This window comes from Trichlorobacter sp., from assembly GCF_034008105.1.
Classification (GTDB): Bacteria; Desulfobacterota; Desulfuromonadia; order Geobacterales; family Pseudopelobacteraceae; genus Trichlorobacter.
In genome coordinates this window covers 119,666-135,383 of sequence record NZ_JAVEPN010000004.1, presented here as the reverse complement: position 1 = coordinate 135,383, position 15,718 = coordinate 119,666, and the positions used below count along the sequence as shown (strand labels likewise).

Here is a 15,718-nt window from a genome sequence, read left to right as displayed (position 1 = left end):
TAAATCGGTTAAACGGATAAAAACTCTTGACGTGGCCGGGTACTTATGGCTTGAAATAGCATACTTCAGATACCGAATGGAAGCGAGGAAGAGGGGTGCCGCTGTTGTTGAGCTAACCCCCCGCTGCCCCGCAGCCGTAAAGGGAACGAAAGCCCGTCGCCGCATGGCGAAACAACCACTGGGATCAAACCTGGGAAGGTGGGTGAGTAGGAAGCCCTGAGCCGGAATACCGCTCCATTTGCACGCTTCGGGGGAGGCATCCATGCAGCAGTCCATCTGTGACGATCCGTTGCTCGCTTCACGCACGATCACTACCGCAGCAATCCACCCCAGTCGTTTGCAGGGTCTTAGTCAATAACCTATTTTCAATCAGCAGGAGACGAGGAAGAGGGGTGCCGCTCTGCACGAGCCATTCCCCCGCTGCCCCGCAGCCGTAAAGGAAACGAACGCCCGTCGCCGCAAGGCGAAACAACCACTGGGTCAATCCTGGGAAGGTGGGCAAGTAGGCTGTCCTAAGCCGGAAGACCGCTCCAGCTGTAAAACCCGAGGGAGGTAGCAGCGATGAAACGCAGTAGAAAAACCTGTGCAGTGGTGGTGGGAGTGGTGTTGGCAACCAGTGGTGTCGCGCTGGCGGAGGAGCAGACGGCGAATCTGGGTGAGATTGTGGTCACCGCCACCCGTGATGAGGTGCCGATCGAGCAGGTGGGCAGTTCGATCACCGTGATCACGGCCAAAGAGATCGAGCAGCAGCAGAAGCAGACCGTGGCCGATGCGCTGCGGATGGTGCCGGGACTGGATGTGGTGCGCAGCGGAGGGGCTGGGCAAACGGTGTCGATTTTCATGCGGGGGGGCGATAGCCGCCATACCCTGGTGCTGATTGATGGTGTGGAGTTGAATGACCCCTCCACCACCGGTGGCGAGTACTACTTCGGTTTTCTGACCACGGATAACATTGAGCGTATCGAGGTGCTGCGCGGACCTCAGAGTACCCTCTACGGCTCCCACGCCATCGGCGGCGTGATCAACATCATTACCAAGCGGGGCAGCGGTAGGTCGACCGGCTTTGTCTCGGCAGAGGGCGGCTCGTTCTACACGGCTAAGGAATCTGCCGGCATCAGCGGTGGCACCGATCTGGTCAATTATAGCCTGTCGCTTTCCCGGCTTGACAGCAGCGGTATCTCGGCTGCTGCATCCCGTGACGGCAATCGTGAGGCTGACGGTTACCAGAATACCACCGTTGCTGCACGCTTGGGGATTACGCCTACTCAGAACAGTGATATCGATATGAGCCTGCGCTATACCAGGACGCGCAACGAGGCTGATAACGGCGGCGGTGCCGGTGCCGATGATCCAAACCGGGTCATGCGGAACGAAGAGCTGCAGTTCAGGACTCAAGGTGCGTTGTTGCTGTTTGATGACCTGTGGGAACAAAAACTGGGGGTTTCGCTCAACGACCTGACCCGCTCCGACGACAATGACCGCGATGCTGACCATCCGTTTGATTTTCAGCGCAGCGAATATCAGGGGCAGACCGTAAAATTCGATTGGCAGCATATCCTGCGACTGCACAAGAGCAACACCCTGCTGGTCGGTGCCGAAACCAAGGAGGAAAAGGCCAAATCAAAAAGTTATTACGAATATTTCAATGCAGGGACCAGCTCCGTCGATACGTCTACAAATATTTGGAATGAACAGTCCGCCCGTACTAACAGTCTCTACCTGCAGGACCAGCTTAACCTGTGGGATAGCTGGTTCTCCACGGCCGGGGTGCGGATAGATGACCATGACCGTTTTGGCAGCAAGGCCACCTACCGTTTCACCACCGCCTATCTGTTCAAGCAGACCGACACCAGGCTGAAAGGCAGCTATGGCACCGGCTTCAAGGCGCCTTCGCTGTATCAACTGTTTGCGCCACCTGCGCCTGCTATGGGTTTTCTTGGCGGCAACGCAGGATTAACACCAGAAAAGAGCAATGGCTGGGATATCGGACTAGAACAGGAGATATCGGAAATCAGCACAACGCTGGGCGCGACATGGTTCAGAAATGATTTTAAAGACCTAATTGCATATCAAAATCAGACCTATGAGAATGTTGCTCGTGCGTACACGCAAGGGCTTGAGGTTACGGTACAAGTTAACCCCATGAACGATCTGATGTTCAGTGCAGCCTATACGTATACCCAGACCAAAGACAAGGAAACTGGAGAGGCACTGTTGCGTCGTCCCAAGCATAAGCTGACCGCTGATGTAAATTACCGTTTTTTTGGTAAGGGCAACCTGAATCTCGGCCTGATCTATGTCGGTAATAGAAACGATCTGACTTTTCATCCAGTCACCTACGTACAACAAACTGTAACTCTTAAGGATTACATGGTAGTCAACCTGGCCGGTTCCTATGATGTCACCAAAAATCTGCAGCTTTTCGGCCGGATCGATAACCTGCTGGATCGTGAATATGAAGAGGTGCTGGGCTATGGCACCCCCGGTATCGGGGCCTACGCCGGGGTTAAGGTGTCATTTTAACGGATGAAACGGTTTTGTCTGCTCATAGTCTGGCTGATGCTGCTGGCGGCGGCCCCTGCTCAGTGCGGGGAGCCGCCCCGGCGGATCGTCTCGCTGGCCCCCAACCTGACGGAGCTGGTCTGCAGCCTGGGCTTGGAACGGCAACTGGTGGGGGTCACCAGCTACTGCGACCGGCCGGCCTCAGTCAAGGGCAAGCCGACCGTGGGTGGGCCAGCCAACCCGTCGCTGGAGGCGGTGCTGCGGCTGAAGCCCGATCTGGTGCTGCTGGATGAAGAGGGGGTAGGCGCCAACCTGTCGAAACGATTGCAGAAGCTTGGCATCAAGACGGTGATCTTCCGTGGTTCCCGGCTGGATCGGCTGGTGCCGGCTATCCGCCGGCTGGGCCATGAACTGGGGGTGCCCCAGGCTGCCGAACGGTTGGCTGGCCGAATCGAGGCGGGTCTGCGTAGCGACACGAAACAAAATCGACAAATACGCACCCTGTTTGTGATCTGGCCGGACCCGCTGGTGGCGGCCGGTCCCGGCTCGCTGTTGGACGATGTGCTGCAGCGGGTCGGCTTTGACAGCATTGCCGCAGATGCCCGCTCCGGTTATCCCCGGCTCTCGTTGGAGGCGGTGATTGCCCGTGATCCGCAGCTGATCGTGGTGGGTCAGGGAGAAACCTTGGGGGTGCCGTTGCAGCGGATGCTCAAGCACCTTTCGTCGCTGGATGCGGTCCGGCAGGGTCGGGTCTGCATGGTCAGCGATGCCCTCTACCGACCCGGTCCCCGGATACCGGAGGGGATTGCGGAGCTGAAGCGGTGTCTGGAGCTTGCTCGGCGGGGGCAACGGCCTTGAAACGGCATCCCCTGTTCATCATGCTGGGTTGTCTGGTGGTGGTGCTGCTGCTCTCGCTTTCGCTGGGACAGCAGCCGATCAACCTGTTACAGATTGATGAGTTGCAGCTGAAGATCCTGCTGGAGTTGCGGCTACCGCGGGTGGTGGTGGCGCTTTTGATGGGTGCAGCCTTGGGAGTGGCCGGAGCCATACTGCAGGGGGTCTTCCGTAATCCGCTGGCCGACCCCTATGTGCTGGGCACCTCCAGTGGGGCCGCACTGGCTGCGGCCTTCGGACTGTTGGCCAGTCAGGGAAGCGCCACCTGGCTGGTGCCCAGCCTGGCCCTGGTGGGGGCCCTGATGACCAGCGGGGTGGTGGTGGCCCTGGGGCGCGATGCCTGGGGGGTGCGGGCGGAACGGTTGCTGCTGTCCGGGGTGGGGATCGGGTTTTTTCTGTCCGCCATCCTGATGCTGGTGATGTCGTTGGCCCAGGCCGATGGGGTCAAGCGGGCCCTGCTCTGGATGGCCGGTGACCTGGCTGGCGCCGACTGGTCGCTGGTGCCGGCGGCAGCGGTGTTGATGCTGCTCGGTTTTGTACTGGGTTTGTCACGACGGCGGGGGCTGAATGCCCTGGCCCTGGGAGACGAGGTGGCCTTTGGCTTGGGGCTGGAGCCAGGGCGTGAGCGGATGCTGCTGGTGCTGGCGGCTGCACTCTTGACCGCTGCCGCTGTGGCCCTGGGGGGTATCGTCGGCTTTGTGGGCTTGATGGTGCCCCATGGCGTGCGGGTGCTGGTGGGGGCCGATGCCCGGCGGGTGTTGCCGTTGGCGGCGGTGGGTGGCGGTATGCTGCTCTGTCTGGCCGACACCCTGGGGCGCAGTCTGCTGCCGCCGATGGAGTTGCCGGCCGGTGTGGTCACCGCACTGATCGGCGCCCCCTGGTTTCTGATCATGCTGCGGCGGGGGATGCGATGAGCGGTCTTGCCTTTACACAGGTCAGCTTCAGCTATGGCCAGACCCCCTGCATTCGTCTGTTTTCGGTGCAGTTGGCCAAGGGCCAGCTGGTGGGTCTGATCGGCGCCAACGGCTCCGGCAAAACGACCTTGCTGCGGCTGGGGGCCGGTCTGTTACGGGCTGATCAGGGGCAGGTGACGCTGGATGGTAAGTCGGTAGGCAGCTGGCGGGGCCATGAGCGGGCCAGCCGTCTGAGCTATCTGCCCCAGACACTGGAGGTGCCGCTACCGTTTCGGGTGCTGGAGCTGGTGGAGATGGGCCGGGCCGCCGGACGACACCCCCAGCGGCTTACCTGTGCTGAAGTGCTTGAAATGGTTGGTCTGACTGGAAAGGCTGAGCTGCCACTGGCAGAGATCAGCGGTGGTGAACGGCAGCGGGCCTTTCTGGCCATGACCCTGGCCCAGGGTGGCTCAACCCTGCTTCTGGACGAACCACTGGCCGGACTTGACCTGCGCTACCAGTATGAACTGCTGGCCCTGCTGCGGCAGCTCTGTCAGGAGCGGGGACTGACCATCCTGCTATCGCTGCACGATCTGATGCTGGCCCGCGAGCTGGACCGTCTGCTGGTGCTGCGGCAAGGCGAGCTATTGGCCGATGGTCTGCCGGGTGAGCTGTTGCAGCCGGAGCTGGTCTGCCGGACCTTTGATCTGGACCCGGCCGCCCAGTGGAACGTGGCCTGGCAGGCACACAAGGACTAAAACCGTATGGGCGCAAATCGTCTGGGCATATTCTGCGTGATCGTTTCGCTGCTGCTGCATGGGCTGGTGGCAGCGGTGACATTGGCCCGTTCGCTCGATTTTTCTCCGCAACCGGTAGTGGTCTATGAGGTGGTGCTGGCGAACAGCCCGGCACAGGCTGGCGCATCTCGGCAACGGCAGCAGCTCAATAAAAAATCAGGCCAATCAGCGCAACCTCGGCCCATCAGGGCCAAGCATGAGCCGCCTGCTGCGGCCAGCGCGCTTGTCCAGCCGGCAATGCCGACTGCAGCAACGGCGCCACTCCCGCCGGTGGCTGCTCAACTGCCGCCGCCAGCGACGGCGGCCAGAGAAGACGTCAGACCATCAGCGAGTGTGGCGACTGTCGGCACCCAGCAATCTGTCCGCGACGAAGGTGCCGGCAGTCCGCTGCCGCAGCTGGGCAGCAGCGGCGCTCCGGCCTTCAGCCGCCAGGTAGCGCCGGTCTATCCTGCCCGGGCTCGTCAACTGGGTCGTGAGGGAACGGTGGTGCTGAAGCTGGCCATTGATGCCGAGGGCCGCCTGCAGGGGGTTGAGGTGGTGCAGCCGGCTGCCTTCGGGTTTACCCAGGCGGCGCTGACCGCCATTCGCCAATCCAGTTATCGCCCCGCTGTAAGGGCTGGCCGCCCGGTCCAGGCCCAAGCCCTGATCACCATCCGCTTTACGCTGCGCTCATAGCACCGTGCTGTGCAGGTCCCGTTTGTGGTAGCGCCAGCCAAAGGCCACCGCCCGTACATACCAATCCACCAGGAAGACCCCCCAAACCATATACAGTGACAGCTGCAGCAGCGGCCCCGCCACCCAGGCCAAGAGCACCCGCACCCCCCACATGGTCAGTAGCGTGACAATGAAGACGTAGAAGGTGTCCCCTGCCCCCCGCAGGCTACCGGCATAGACAAAGGAGATCGCCAGCGGGATCTGGGCAAAGGCCACAATCCTCAAGAAAACGGCACCTTGGCGGATCACCTCCGGGTCGCTGGTAAAGACCATCATCAGGTAGTGGGGGATCAGCAGGAAGACGAGCGCCATGGTGCCCATCACCACCAGGGCCAGTTTGAGGGCCTGCACATGGCTGGCATGGGCCCGCAGATACTTCTTGGCCCCCAGCGACTGGCCCATCAGGGTGGCAGCGGCGATCCCCATGCCGGCGCCCGGCATGAAGGAGAGCGATTCGATCGACAGGCCGATCTGGTGGGCGGCATAGGCGCTGGTGCCGTAGGCGATGATGAAGCTGGAGTAGAACAGCTGGCCGGATTGTTGGGCCACCCGTTCCAGGGCCACCGGCCAGCCCACCTGCCAGATCCTGGCAAACAGCGGCCGGTCAGGCCACTGCAGGACCAGGTAGCGCTGCTTGAAGGCCTGGTAGAGCAGGTAGCAAAAGCCAATGAATTCCGAAAGGTTAATGGCGATGGCCGCGCCCTCCACCCCCAGGGCCGGCAGACCCCATCTGCCGTAGATCAGCGGCCAGGCGATCAGGATGTGCAGGATGTTGACCAGCAGGATGCCCTGCATCGGGATGCGGGTCTGGCCGTTGCCGTGCATGATGGCCGAGAGGATGTTGACCCCGGTGGTCCAGACCAGCCATTGGAATACCAGCCGGATGTAGGGGCCGGCCTGGGCCTGTACCTCGGCCGAGGCTCCCATCAGGCTGGCTACCTCGGCCCCCCACAGGCTGCCGGCAACGGCTGCGATGGCGGTCAGCACCAGGCAGGCTGCCAGGGCGGTGGCTGCGGCCCGGCGGGCCTCGTCATGGCGTCCGGCGCCGAACAGGTGGGCGATCACCACCGAGGTGCCGGTAGACAGGCCCCAGAAGATGGTCATGGTGGTGAAGAGCAGCAGCTGGCCCAGGCCGGTGGCGGCGATGGCCGATGCACCCAGGCCGCCGGTCATGAAGATGTCGGCGATGCCCACCAGCCGCTGGAACAGCGATGAAAGCAGTACCGGCAGCGAGAGCCGAAAGACATTGCAGCGGATCGAGACCGGTTTGCTGTGAAAACAAGGGAGTATGCGGCCAAGCAGGGACGACATGGCAACGACTGTAGTCCCTCCTCACCGGCGGCGTCAACAAAAACGGGCGGGATCGTGTCGATCCCGCCCGTGATGTCAAAACAGGTAGTGCTTAACCTATTTGGTGGCGTCGTCGCCGCCACCCAGGGCGGCATGGGCTGCAGCCAAGCGGGCGATCGGCACCCGGAAGGGGGAGCAGGAGACGTAATCGAGGCCGATCTTGTGGCAGAAGATCACCGATTCGGGATCGCCGCCATGCTCGCCGCAGATGCCCAGCTTGATGGTGGGGCGGGTGGCGCGGCCCTTCTCACAACCCATCTTGACCAGCAGGCCGACGCCGTTCTGGTCCAGGGAGACGAAGGGGTCTTCCGGCAGGATGCCGGCATCCACGTAGAACGGCAGGAACTTACCGGCATCGTCCCGGGACAGGCCGAAGGTGGTCTGGGTCAGGTCGTTGGTGCCGTAGGAGAAGAACTCTGCCTCGACGGCGATCTCATCGGCGGTCAGGGCGGCTCGGGGCAGCTCGATCATGGTGCCGATCAGATATTCCACCTTGACGCCGTACTGGGCGATCACCTCGTCGCAGATCTTGACCGCGTTGGCCTTCAAGACCGACAGTTCTTTTACGGTGGCGATCAGCGGGATCATGATCTCCGGCACGATACTGAAGCCCTCGTTTTTGACCAGTTCACAGGCCGCCTCCATGATGGCCCGCACCTGCATGTCGTAGATCTCAGGGAAGGTGATCCCCAGGCGGCAGCCACGGTGGCCCAGCATCGGGTTGAACTCGTGCAGGAACTCCACCTTGTTGCGCAGGGTCTGGGCCGGTACCTGCATGGTGACGGCCAGATCGTCGATATCCTTGTCTTCCTGGGGCAGGAATTCGTGCAGCGGCGGGTCCAGCAGGCGGATGGTGACCGGCAGCCCCTTCATCTCGCGGAAGATGCCGATAAAGTCGCCCTTCTGCATCGGCAGGATCTTGGCCAACGCCTTCTGGCGGCCTTCCACGTCGGCCGACAGGATCATCTCACGCACTGCGGCGATCCGCTCGGCTTCAAAGAACATATGCTCGGTACGGCACAGGCCGATCCCTTCTGCTCCGAACTCGCGGGCCACCTTGGAGTCGTGGGGGGTATCGGCGTTGGTACGCACCTTCAGGGTGCGGAACGAGTCCACCCAGCCCATCAGGGTGCCAAAGTCGCCGGTCAGCTGGGGCGGTACGGTGGGAACCTCACCCAGCATCACCTGGCCAGTGGAGCCGTCCAGGGTGATGGTATCCCCCTTTTTAACCAGCACGCCGTTGTTGGCAACGAAGCTCTGGCTGGCGTAATCGACCTTGATATCGCTGCAGCCGGCCACGCAGCACTTGCCCATGCCGCGGGCCACCACCGCCGCGTGGGAGGTCATGCCGCCCCGGGCGGTGAGGATGCCTTGGGCGGCATGCATGCCGTGGATATCCTCCGGCGAGGTCTCGATCCGTACCAGGATCACCTTTTTGCCGTTTTTGGCCAGTTCCTCGGCCTCGTCAGCGGTAAAGACCACCGTGCCGCCGGCAGCGCCGGGGGAGGCGGGCAGGCCCTTGGCGATCACCTTCTTCTCGGCCTTGGGGTCCAGCGAGGGGTGCAGCAGCTGGTCCAGCTGGGACGGGGCCACCCGCAGCACGGCGGTCTTCTGGTCGATCAGTCCCTCCTTGACCATATCCACCGCCACCTTGATGGCAGCCTGGGCGGTACGCTTCCCGTTACGGGTCTGCAGCATGAACAGCTTGCCCTTTTCGATGGTGAACTCGATGTCCTGCATATCCTTGTAGTGTTTCTCAAGGATCTGACGAATATCAGCCAGTTGTGCGTAGCATTCCGGCAGCACCTCTTCCATCGAAGGCAGGTCGCCCGGCTTCTTCTGGTGCATGTTGATCGGCTGGGGGGTGCGGATACCGGCCACCACGTCCTCGCCCTGGGCGTTGATCAGGTACTCGCCGTAGAAATAGTTGTCGCCGGTGGAGGGGTCGCGGGTAAAGGCCACGCCGGTGGCGCAGTCCTCGCCCATGTTGCCGTAGACCATCGACTGCACGTTGACGGCGGTGCCCCAATCGGCCGGGATGTTATTCAGTTTGCGGTAGGTGATGGCCCGTTGGTTCATCCAGGAGCCGAAGACGGCCCCGATGGCGCCCCATAGCTGCTCTTTGGGGTCTTCCGGGAAGGCCTTGCCCAGGTCGGCCTTGATCTTGGCCTTGAACTGGGCCACCAGGTCTTTCCAGTCGCTAGCGGTCAGCTCGGTGTCCAGGTGCACACCCTTCTCGGCCTTTTTTTGCTCCAGCAGGTGCTCCAGGGAGTGCTTGTCCATGCCCATCACCACGTCGGAGTACATCTGTACAAAGCGGCGGTAGGCGTCATAGGCGAAGCGTTCATCGCCGGACTGGGCGATGATCCCTTGGACCGTGGTGTCGTTCAGGCCCAGGTTGAGGATGGTGTCCATCATGCCCGGCATGGAGGCCCGGGCGCCGGAACGGACCGATACCAGCAGCGGATTGGCGGCATCGCCGAAGGTCCGGCCCATGATCGCCTCTACCTTCTGCAGGTTATTCTCCACCTCGCTGGTCAGGGCGGCGGGGTAGGTCTCAGCGTTGGCATAGTAGTAGGTGCAGACCTCGGTGCTGATGGTGAAGCCGGGGGGAACCGGCAGTCCGATGCTGGTCATCTCCGCCAGGTTGGCACCCTTGCCGCCCAGCAGGTTTTTCATGTCGGCCCGGCCTTCGGCCTGACCATTCCCGAAAAAGTACACATACTTCGCTGCCATCTGAAACCTCCTTGGATGATACGGTTTTAATGTCCGTAAAAAGCGTTTAACGCAAGTGAAAACAATAGGTTATACCATATACGATGTCTCCTGATTTCTCAAGGTAATTTTGCCTCCTCAATGCAGAAGGGCGCATCAGTGCGCCCTTTGCGAGGTGTTGCAGATGTCGGTCGAAGCTATTTGCAGGCTGCGATGGCGGCGTCCATCAGGCTGGTGGCCTCGCTGGAACCAGCCCCAGACAGCTGGCCGAGTTCGTCAGGGGAATAGTTTGCCACCAGATAATCAGCCATGCAGGCGCACTTGTCAGCGGCAAGCTTGGCGGATAAGGCGTTGGGGCCTGAAGTCGAACCAGCGATACAGGATTCGGTGAAGCTTTTTCGAAACGACTGTCTGAAGTTGTCTGCTTCGGTCTGTTGCTCGCGTGCGCAACCGGCCAGCAGGAAAGGCGTACAGCTGAAGATAATGCATAGACGCAGAGTCATGAAACGCCTCCAAAAGGACGGGATGGGTACAACTGTAGCCTGCTTTTGTCCGAAAGCAACCGTTACCGTTTTCGTAATACCCGTTTATCGCCGGTGCGGATGGTCAGCTTTTCGTTGTCAAAATGCTCCAGCAGCGGGATCATGAACTTCCGTGACAGGCCGGTCAGTTCGCGGAAATCGGACGGTATGATCTCGCCGTGCTGCTGCAAAAACGTTATCAACTGCTGGCGGATGGCATCCAGAGCGTTGCTGGCATAAAAGATATCTGCTGAAGCGCGGGTCACGCTGTTGTCACGCAGCAACAGTGTCAGGTGGTCGCGCACCTCTTTTTCGCTGCAATGATGAGCCTCGGCCAGTTCCTTCACCGTAGGCGGTTCTTTGCCGGCTGCGTCAAGCAGCTTGAGCAAGCTGCCGGCCAGGGCGGAGGTCTGGGGTGCAGCCTGTTTGGCTGCGCCGGCGAGACGAACCAGGTCCCGTTCGACGGTCAGTCTGGTTTCCTTTTCCAGATCAGCCAACAGCGGGGCAAAGAAACGCTGGTCGCTGCGTTTGGGCAGGCGGGTTTTTAACTCTTCCTTGCTGATACCCTCTTTGAGCGGATTGGCAGCCAGATAGGCGGTTAGTTCAGCCAACAGGCCTGCCTTTAAGGTGTCGATGGCGGTCTTGCTGAGAAAGATGCGCGGTTCGCGGGTCATCTGCACGATCTCACCCGAAGCCAGCAACCCTTGCAGAGCCGTCTCGGCCTGCCTGCGCGCAATACCGGAACGCAGCACGATCTCTTCAAGGCTGATGCCGGACAAAAGTGATTGGGCAACGATCAGGCTGCAGGTCTTCTGGTGCTCGGCTACATCCAGTGATTGCAGCAGGTTAAGTGCATCGTCGCTGCGACGGCGTCGGGCCGGCGGGAATGGGTCCAGCACGATGCCGCCGCCGATGGTGGCGGCCGGCGACGAGGCGCGGATTAGATAGGGGTCGCCGGAGACCAGCAAGAGTGGCTCGGTCAGACGCAGTTGAGCGTAGGCGGTCTCGCCCGCTGGCAGCAGGTCGCGGTCAAGCAGAATCACCTGGGCGGTGACCTCGCTGGTGCCGGTGTGGAAACGGACCGTGGAGCGGTGCTTGAGGTCGCGGGGGGCGGCAGTCAGGTGGTCCAGCCGCACATCCACCCGACGGGTGGTGCGAAAGACCCCGGTCGGCACCACCATATCGCCGCGCTGCACCTGATCCAGATCAACCCCCTGCAGGTTCACCGCCAGCCGTTGGCCGGCCTGACCGATGTCGGTCTTGGCACCATGGGCCTGGATGCCCCGCACCCGGCCGGGAATCCCCTTGGGCAGCAGCTCCAGTTCGTCACCTACTTTGATCTCGCCGGCCAACAGGGTGCCGGTCACCACGGTGCCGAAACCGGCCACCGTAAAGACCCGGTCCACCGGCAGGCGGAATTGTCCGTCACGTTTCTTCTCGGACGCCCCCTCGGCTAGGCGGGCCAGTTCGGCCTTGAGGTCGTCGAGCCCCTCACCGGTTTTGGAAGAGACCGGGATGATGGCCGTTGTCTCCAGGAAGGTGCCGGCCACGAACTCGCGCACCTCCTCCTGCACCAGCGGCAGCCAGTCAGGTTCCACCATGTCCCGTTTGGTCAGCGCCACCAGGCCGGTGTGGACACCTAACAGCCGCAAAATATCCAGGTGCTCGCGGGTCTGGGGCATGATCCCCTCGTCGGCAGCGATCACCAGCATCACTAGGTCCATGCCGGCTACACCGGCCACCATGGCCCGCACGAATTTTTCATGGCCCGGCACATCCACCACCCCGAACTGGTACGAAGCAGGATTCGGCCGGACAAGTTCGTTGGCAGCGTCAGGGGCTCCTCGACGTAGTTCCGCATACGCCTGCGTCGCCCCTTCCTCGCCGCCTGCTTCTCCAGCCGACTGCTGCTTCGTTAATTCGGCGTATGAGGGCAGCTCCAGATGGGCAAAACCCAATTCAATCGTGATGCCGCGGGCTTTTTCTTCTTTCAGGCGGTCGGTATCAATACCGGTCAGCGCCCGTACCAGCGAGGTCTTGCCGTGGTCGATATGGCCGGCTGTGCCGAGGATCAGGTGTTTCATGGTGTGGTTCCGTTCAGGTACTCCGCCAGTATCAGACGGCTGTGCTCGTCGTCGTGGCAGTAGACGCACAGGTTTTCCCAGTTACTGCCATCGGGCGGGTTATTGTGGTGGTTGCCATCCCGGTGATGGACGGTGAGGAGCTGCAGATTCTCCCGCTCGAACTCTCTGCCGCACTTGGCGCAGATCCAGCCATGCAGCTTGAGCGATTGCTCGCGGTAGTTAGCGTTGGCTGGTTTATTTCCTGATTTCAACGTGTTAACCAGCTGACGCAGCTCTTCCGGTGAGGGCAGTTTGCGGGATTGCGGGCGGCGTTGCACCATCTTAGCTGCCCTGACGTGAAAAGCGGTAGCCCACCCCGCGCACGGTAATGAAATGTACCGGCCGGCCCGGGTCCCGTTCGAAGTATTTGCGTAGCCGCACCACGAAGTTATCCAGGGTTCGGGTCTCGGCATCGGAGGCGTAGCCCCAGACCGATTCCAACAGTTCGCCGCGGGGGATCACCTGGCCCTCCCGCTGGAAGAACAGTGACAGCACCCGCACCTCCATCTCGGTCAGGTCGATCTCACCCTGGGCGGTCTTGGCGCGATAGGAAAGCAGAAATACCTCATTGTCACCGAAACAGTAGCCCTCCTCAACCGGGTCGGGGCGGTACCAGGAGGAGCGCCGTAGCATCCCTTTCACCCGCAACAGGAATTCAGCCAGGTTGAACGGCTTGGTCAGGTAGTCATCAGCGCCTGATTCCAGGCCGGCCACCCGGTCCAGGTCTTCTGATCGAGCAGTCAGCATCAGGATCGGCACCCGCGAATCCAGTTCGCGCATCGCCTTGCAGACTTGGAAGCCGTCCATGCCGGGCAGCATCACATCCAGGATGATCAGGTCGCAGCGTTCGACCCGCAACGCTTCAAGGGCGGTCTCGCCACGGTCAAAGTGGCTGACCACATAGCCATCCAGTTCCAGGTTGAAACAGATGCCACGGGCCAGATGGATCTCGTCTTCCACCAGCATGATGCGGGGACGGTCACTCATAGCGCAATGCCTCGATCGGGTTTAACGACGCCGCCTTGCGGGCCGGATAAAAGCCGAAGAAGATGCCGACGGCGCCGGAAAACAGCACGGCGATGGTGATCGAGAGCGGTGAGATCAGGGTCGGCCAGGAAAGCAGGCGGGAGACCACCATGGCGCCGCCGGCCCCCAGGGTGATACCGATCAGGCCGCCCATGATGGTCAGCAGCACCGCTTCGGTCAGGAATTGCAGCAAAATGTCCTTACGTTTGGCGCCGATTGCCATCCGGATACCGATCTCGCGGGTTCGCTCAGTAACCGAGACCAGCATGATGTTCATAATGCCGATGCCGCCAACGATCAGCGAGATGGAGGCCACCGCCCCCAACAGCAGTGACATGGCCTTGGCCGACTGCTCGGCTACCGCCAGTATTTCAGACAAGTTGCGAACGGTGAAGTCGGGTTCCTTGGAGCCATTAATCCGGTGGCGCTGGTTGAGCAGCGTGGTGATCTCCTCCTCGGCACGACCCAGCAGCTCTTCACTTTTGGCCTGCACCAGGATGGCGCCGACGGTATTGGGAAACTGGCTGCCGATCAGTTTGCGCTGGGCGGTGCGCAACGGCACGAAGATCACGTCATCCTGGTCGGTGCCCTGGGGTGACTGCCCCTTGCGGTCCATGATGCCGACCACGGTGAAGGGCACCTTCTTGATGCGGATCATCTTGCCAAGCGGATCCTCGCTGCCGAACAGGATTTGGGCCACGGTTTGACCCAACAGGCAGACCTTGGCGGCGCTGTCAACATCGGAGCTGGTGATGGTGCGGCCACGCAGAACCGGCCAGTCGCGGATGATAAACATTTCTGGCGTGGAACCCATCAAGAGGGTGGACCAGTTCTGGTTGCCGTAGACCACCTGGCCGGAACCGCGTACGGTGGGGGATGCCAGGGCAACTGAAGGACATTCGTGCTGGATGGCGCGGGCATCGTCATAGGTCAGGGTCTGCACCCCGCCGCTGCCGGTACGTATGCCGCCGCTGGTGAGCGAACCGGGGATCACCAAGAGGATGTTGCTGCCGATGCTGGCGATCTGCTGGGAGATGATGTAGCTGGCGCCGGAGCCGACCGCCATCATAGCGATCACGGCGGCGATGCCGATAATGATCCCCAGCATGGTCAGGAAGGAACGCAGTTTATTGATCCGCAACGCCCGCAAGGCGATCCGTAGCGGTTGAGTGAGATTGGTCATGGCATCATTATGGGCTGACCAGGCCCCGCAACAGAGCGAGGTTGATCTGGTCCATCTCGTCGTTATCCCCCTTGGGGGTTTCGAGTATCTTGGGAATGGCAACAAAACGGGGGTCGTTCATGATCAAGCGGAACGGCTCCAGGCCCAACATGCCTTGGCCGATATGGTCGTGGCGGTCCACCCGACTGCCCAGACTCTTCTTGGAGTCGTTGAAATGGAAACACTGCAACCGCTCAAGCCCCAAAACCCGGTCGAATTCGTCCATCACCGCCTGATACCCTTGGGGGCTGGTGGTGTCGTAACCGGCGGCAAAGGTATGACAGGTATCGAAACAGATGGCGAAACGCTCAGGATAGCGGCTGCCGTCGATGATCGTGCGCAGTTCCTCGAAGTGGCGGCCCAGGTTGGTGCCTTGGCCGGCGGTGGTCTCCAGCAGCACCAGCCCCTGGTACTGCGGCACCTCATTGAACAGCTGGTCGAAGCCCTCGATCACCCGTTGCAGGCCCACCTCAGGGGGATCACTGGTGTGCGAACCGGGATGCATCACGATCTTGTGGATCCCCAGTCTGGCGCAGGTGGCCATCTCATCGGCAAAGGCGGCAAGGCTCTTGTCGCGGGTCTCACCGGGGGGGGCGGCCAGGTTGATCAGGTAGATGTCATGGGAAATGACCTCATGCAGGCCCGATGCGGCAAAGGTTGAGCGGAACAACTCGGCATCGGCATCGCTGATCGATTTGCCCTTCCACTGGTTGGAGGAACGGGTGAAGATCTGCAAGGTGCCGCAGCTGGCGGCCACAGCCCGTTCGATAGCCTTGTGCAGGCCGCCGGCTATGGACATATGGGCACCGAGGTAGTCGGTCATGGTTTCACCTGCGGCTTCGCCACAGGTCCATCTGCTTCGTTGCACTCGTAGTACAACACTCGACGTACTGCAGTTGTACGCCGTCGTGCCGTACTTCTCGTGCGCCTAGCATCTGGAGCCTGTGTCTGTGCCGTTGTT

Annotated in this window: 13 protein-coding genes and 2 riboswitches; of the genes, 5 read left to right on the top strand and 8 right to left on the bottom strand. The window is 61.3% G+C overall.

All coding sequences use genetic code 11. The annotated features are described in order from the left end of the window. Nucleotides 1-39 precede the first annotated feature (39 nt). Nucleotides 40-254, top strand: a riboswitch (cobalamin riboswitch). A gap of 129 nt (nt 255-383) precedes the next feature. Further along, nucleotides 384-526: riboswitch (cobalamin riboswitch) on the top strand. Between the two features lie 35 nt (nt 527-561). The 5 genes from RBQ93_RS03885 to RBQ93_RS03865 are packed head-to-tail and all read left to right on the top strand — an operon-like array spanning nt 562 to nt 5,761. Further along, the gene (locus RBQ93_RS03885; RefSeq protein WP_320370709.1) at nt 562-2,523 is read left to right on the top strand and encodes a TonB-dependent receptor plug domain-containing protein; all 1,962 of its coding nucleotides are present in this window, start codon (nt 562-564) and stop codon (nt 2,521-2,523) included. 3 nt (nt 2,524-2,526) lie between these two features. Further along, on the top strand, nt 2,527-3,360 hold the full coding sequence (locus RBQ93_RS03880) for a helical backbone metal receptor (protein WP_320370708.1): 834 nt from the start codon (nt 2,527-2,529) through the stop codon (nt 3,358-3,360). Further along, entirely contained in the window at nt 3,357-4,310 is a 954-nt protein-coding gene (locus tag RBQ93_RS03875; RefSeq protein ID WP_320370707.1) for an iron ABC transporter permease, read from the top strand. The genes RBQ93_RS03880 and RBQ93_RS03875 overlap by 4 nt, the downstream gene beginning before the upstream one ends. Then, a complete protein-coding gene (locus RBQ93_RS03870) occupies nt 4,307-5,047 on the top strand; it encodes an ABC transporter ATP-binding protein (protein WP_320370706.1) in 741 nt (246 codons plus the stop codon). Before RBQ93_RS03875 ends, RBQ93_RS03870 begins: the two co-directional genes overlap by 4 nt. A 6-nt stretch (nt 5,048-5,053) precedes the next feature. Further along, a complete protein-coding gene (locus RBQ93_RS03865; protein ID WP_320370705.1) occupies nt 5,054-5,761 on the top strand; it encodes a TonB family protein in 708 nt (235 codons plus the stop codon). On the opposite strand, the gene RBQ93_RS03860 is transcribed toward RBQ93_RS03865, so the two are convergent. The 8 genes from RBQ93_RS03860 to RBQ93_RS03825 all read right to left on the bottom strand — a co-directional run bounded on the left by RBQ93_RS03860 (nt 5,756) and on the right by RBQ93_RS03825 (nt 15,580). After that, complete coding sequence (locus tag RBQ93_RS03860) at nt 5,756-7,111, bottom strand: MATE family efflux transporter (protein ID WP_320370704.1); 1,356 nt, start codon at nt 7,109-7,111, stop codon at nt 5,756-5,758. The two genes, RBQ93_RS03865 and RBQ93_RS03860, sit on opposite strands and share 6 nt — an antisense overlap. A gap of 96 nt (nt 7,112-7,207) precedes the next feature. After that, nucleotides 7,208-9,886, bottom strand: a complete 2,679-nt coding sequence (gene ppdK / locus RBQ93_RS03855; RefSeq protein ID WP_320370703.1) for a pyruvate, phosphate dikinase — start codon at nt 9,884-9,886, stop codon at nt 7,208-7,210. Nucleotides 9,887-10,062: 176 nt separating this feature from the next. Further along, nucleotides 10,063-10,368, bottom strand: coding sequence for a hypothetical protein (locus tag RBQ93_RS03850; protein ID WP_320370702.1), 306 nt, complete (start codon nt 10,366-10,368; stop codon nt 10,063-10,065). A 62-nt stretch (nt 10,369-10,430) separates the two neighbouring features. Then, entirely contained in the window at nt 10,431-12,470 is a 2,040-nt protein-coding gene (gene selB, locus RBQ93_RS03845; protein ID WP_320370701.1) for a selenocysteine-specific translation elongation factor, read from the bottom strand. Then, the gene (locus RBQ93_RS03840; protein WP_320370700.1) at nt 12,467-12,790 is read right to left on the bottom strand and encodes a YajD family HNH nuclease; all 324 of its coding nucleotides are present in this window, start codon (nt 12,788-12,790) and stop codon (nt 12,467-12,469) included. Before RBQ93_RS03840 ends, selB begins: the two co-directional genes overlap by 4 nt. 1 nt (nt 12,791) lies before the next feature. Continuing rightward, a complete protein-coding gene (locus tag RBQ93_RS03835) occupies nt 12,792-13,496 on the bottom strand; it encodes a response regulator transcription factor (protein WP_320370699.1) in 705 nt (234 codons plus the stop codon). After that, nucleotides 13,489-14,718, bottom strand: coding sequence for an ABC transporter permease (locus tag RBQ93_RS03830; RefSeq protein ID WP_320370698.1), 1,230 nt, complete (start codon nt 14,716-14,718; stop codon nt 13,489-13,491). Before RBQ93_RS03830 ends, RBQ93_RS03835 begins: the two co-directional genes overlap by 8 nt. A gap of 7 nt (nt 14,719-14,725) precedes the next feature. Next, nucleotides 14,726-15,580 (bottom strand): deoxyribonuclease IV, encoded by an 855-nt coding sequence (locus RBQ93_RS03825; RefSeq protein WP_320370697.1) that lies wholly within the window; start codon nt 15,578-15,580, stop codon nt 14,726-14,728. Nucleotides 15,581-15,718: the final 138 nt, after the last annotated feature.

Coding starts and splice junctions, on each gene's coding strand:
- RBQ93_RS03825 (WP_320370697.1), bottom strand. CDS start 15,580: ATGACCGACTACCTCGGTGCCCATATGTCCATAGCCGGCGGCCTGCAC.
- RBQ93_RS03885 (WP_320370709.1), top strand. CDS start 562: ATGAAACGCAGTAGAAAAACCTGTGCAGTGGTGGTGGGAGTGGTGTTG.
- RBQ93_RS03840 (WP_320370700.1), bottom strand. CDS start 12,790: ATGGTGCAACGCCGCCCGCAATCCCGCAAACTGCCCTCACCGGAAGAG.
- RBQ93_RS03830 (WP_320370698.1), bottom strand. CDS start 14,718: ATGACCAATCTCACTCAACCGCTACGGATCGCCTTGCGGGCGTTGCGG.
- RBQ93_RS03860 (WP_320370704.1), bottom strand. CDS start 7,111: ATGTCGTCCCTGCTTGGCCGCATACTCCCTTGTTTTCACAGCAAACCG.
- RBQ93_RS03850 (WP_320370702.1), bottom strand. CDS start 10,368: ATGACTCTGCGTCTATGCATTATCTTCAGCTGTACGCCTTTCCTGCTG.
- RBQ93_RS03870 (WP_320370706.1), top strand. CDS start 4,307: ATGAGCGGTCTTGCCTTTACACAGGTCAGCTTCAGCTATGGCCAGACC.
- ppdK (WP_320370703.1), bottom strand. CDS start 9,886: ATGGCAGCGAAGTATGTGTACTTTTTCGGGAATGGTCAGGCCGAAGGC.
- RBQ93_RS03865 (WP_320370705.1), top strand. CDS start 5,054: ATGGGCGCAAATCGTCTGGGCATATTCTGCGTGATCGTTTCGCTGCTG.
- RBQ93_RS03880 (WP_320370708.1), top strand. CDS start 2,527: ATGAAACGGTTTTGTCTGCTCATAGTCTGGCTGATGCTGCTGGCGGCG.
- selB (WP_320370701.1), bottom strand. CDS start 12,470: ATGAAACACCTGATCCTCGGCACAGCCGGCCATATCGACCACGGCAAG.
- RBQ93_RS03835 (WP_320370699.1), bottom strand. CDS start 13,496: ATGAGTGACCGTCCCCGCATCATGCTGGTGGAAGACGAGATCCATCTG.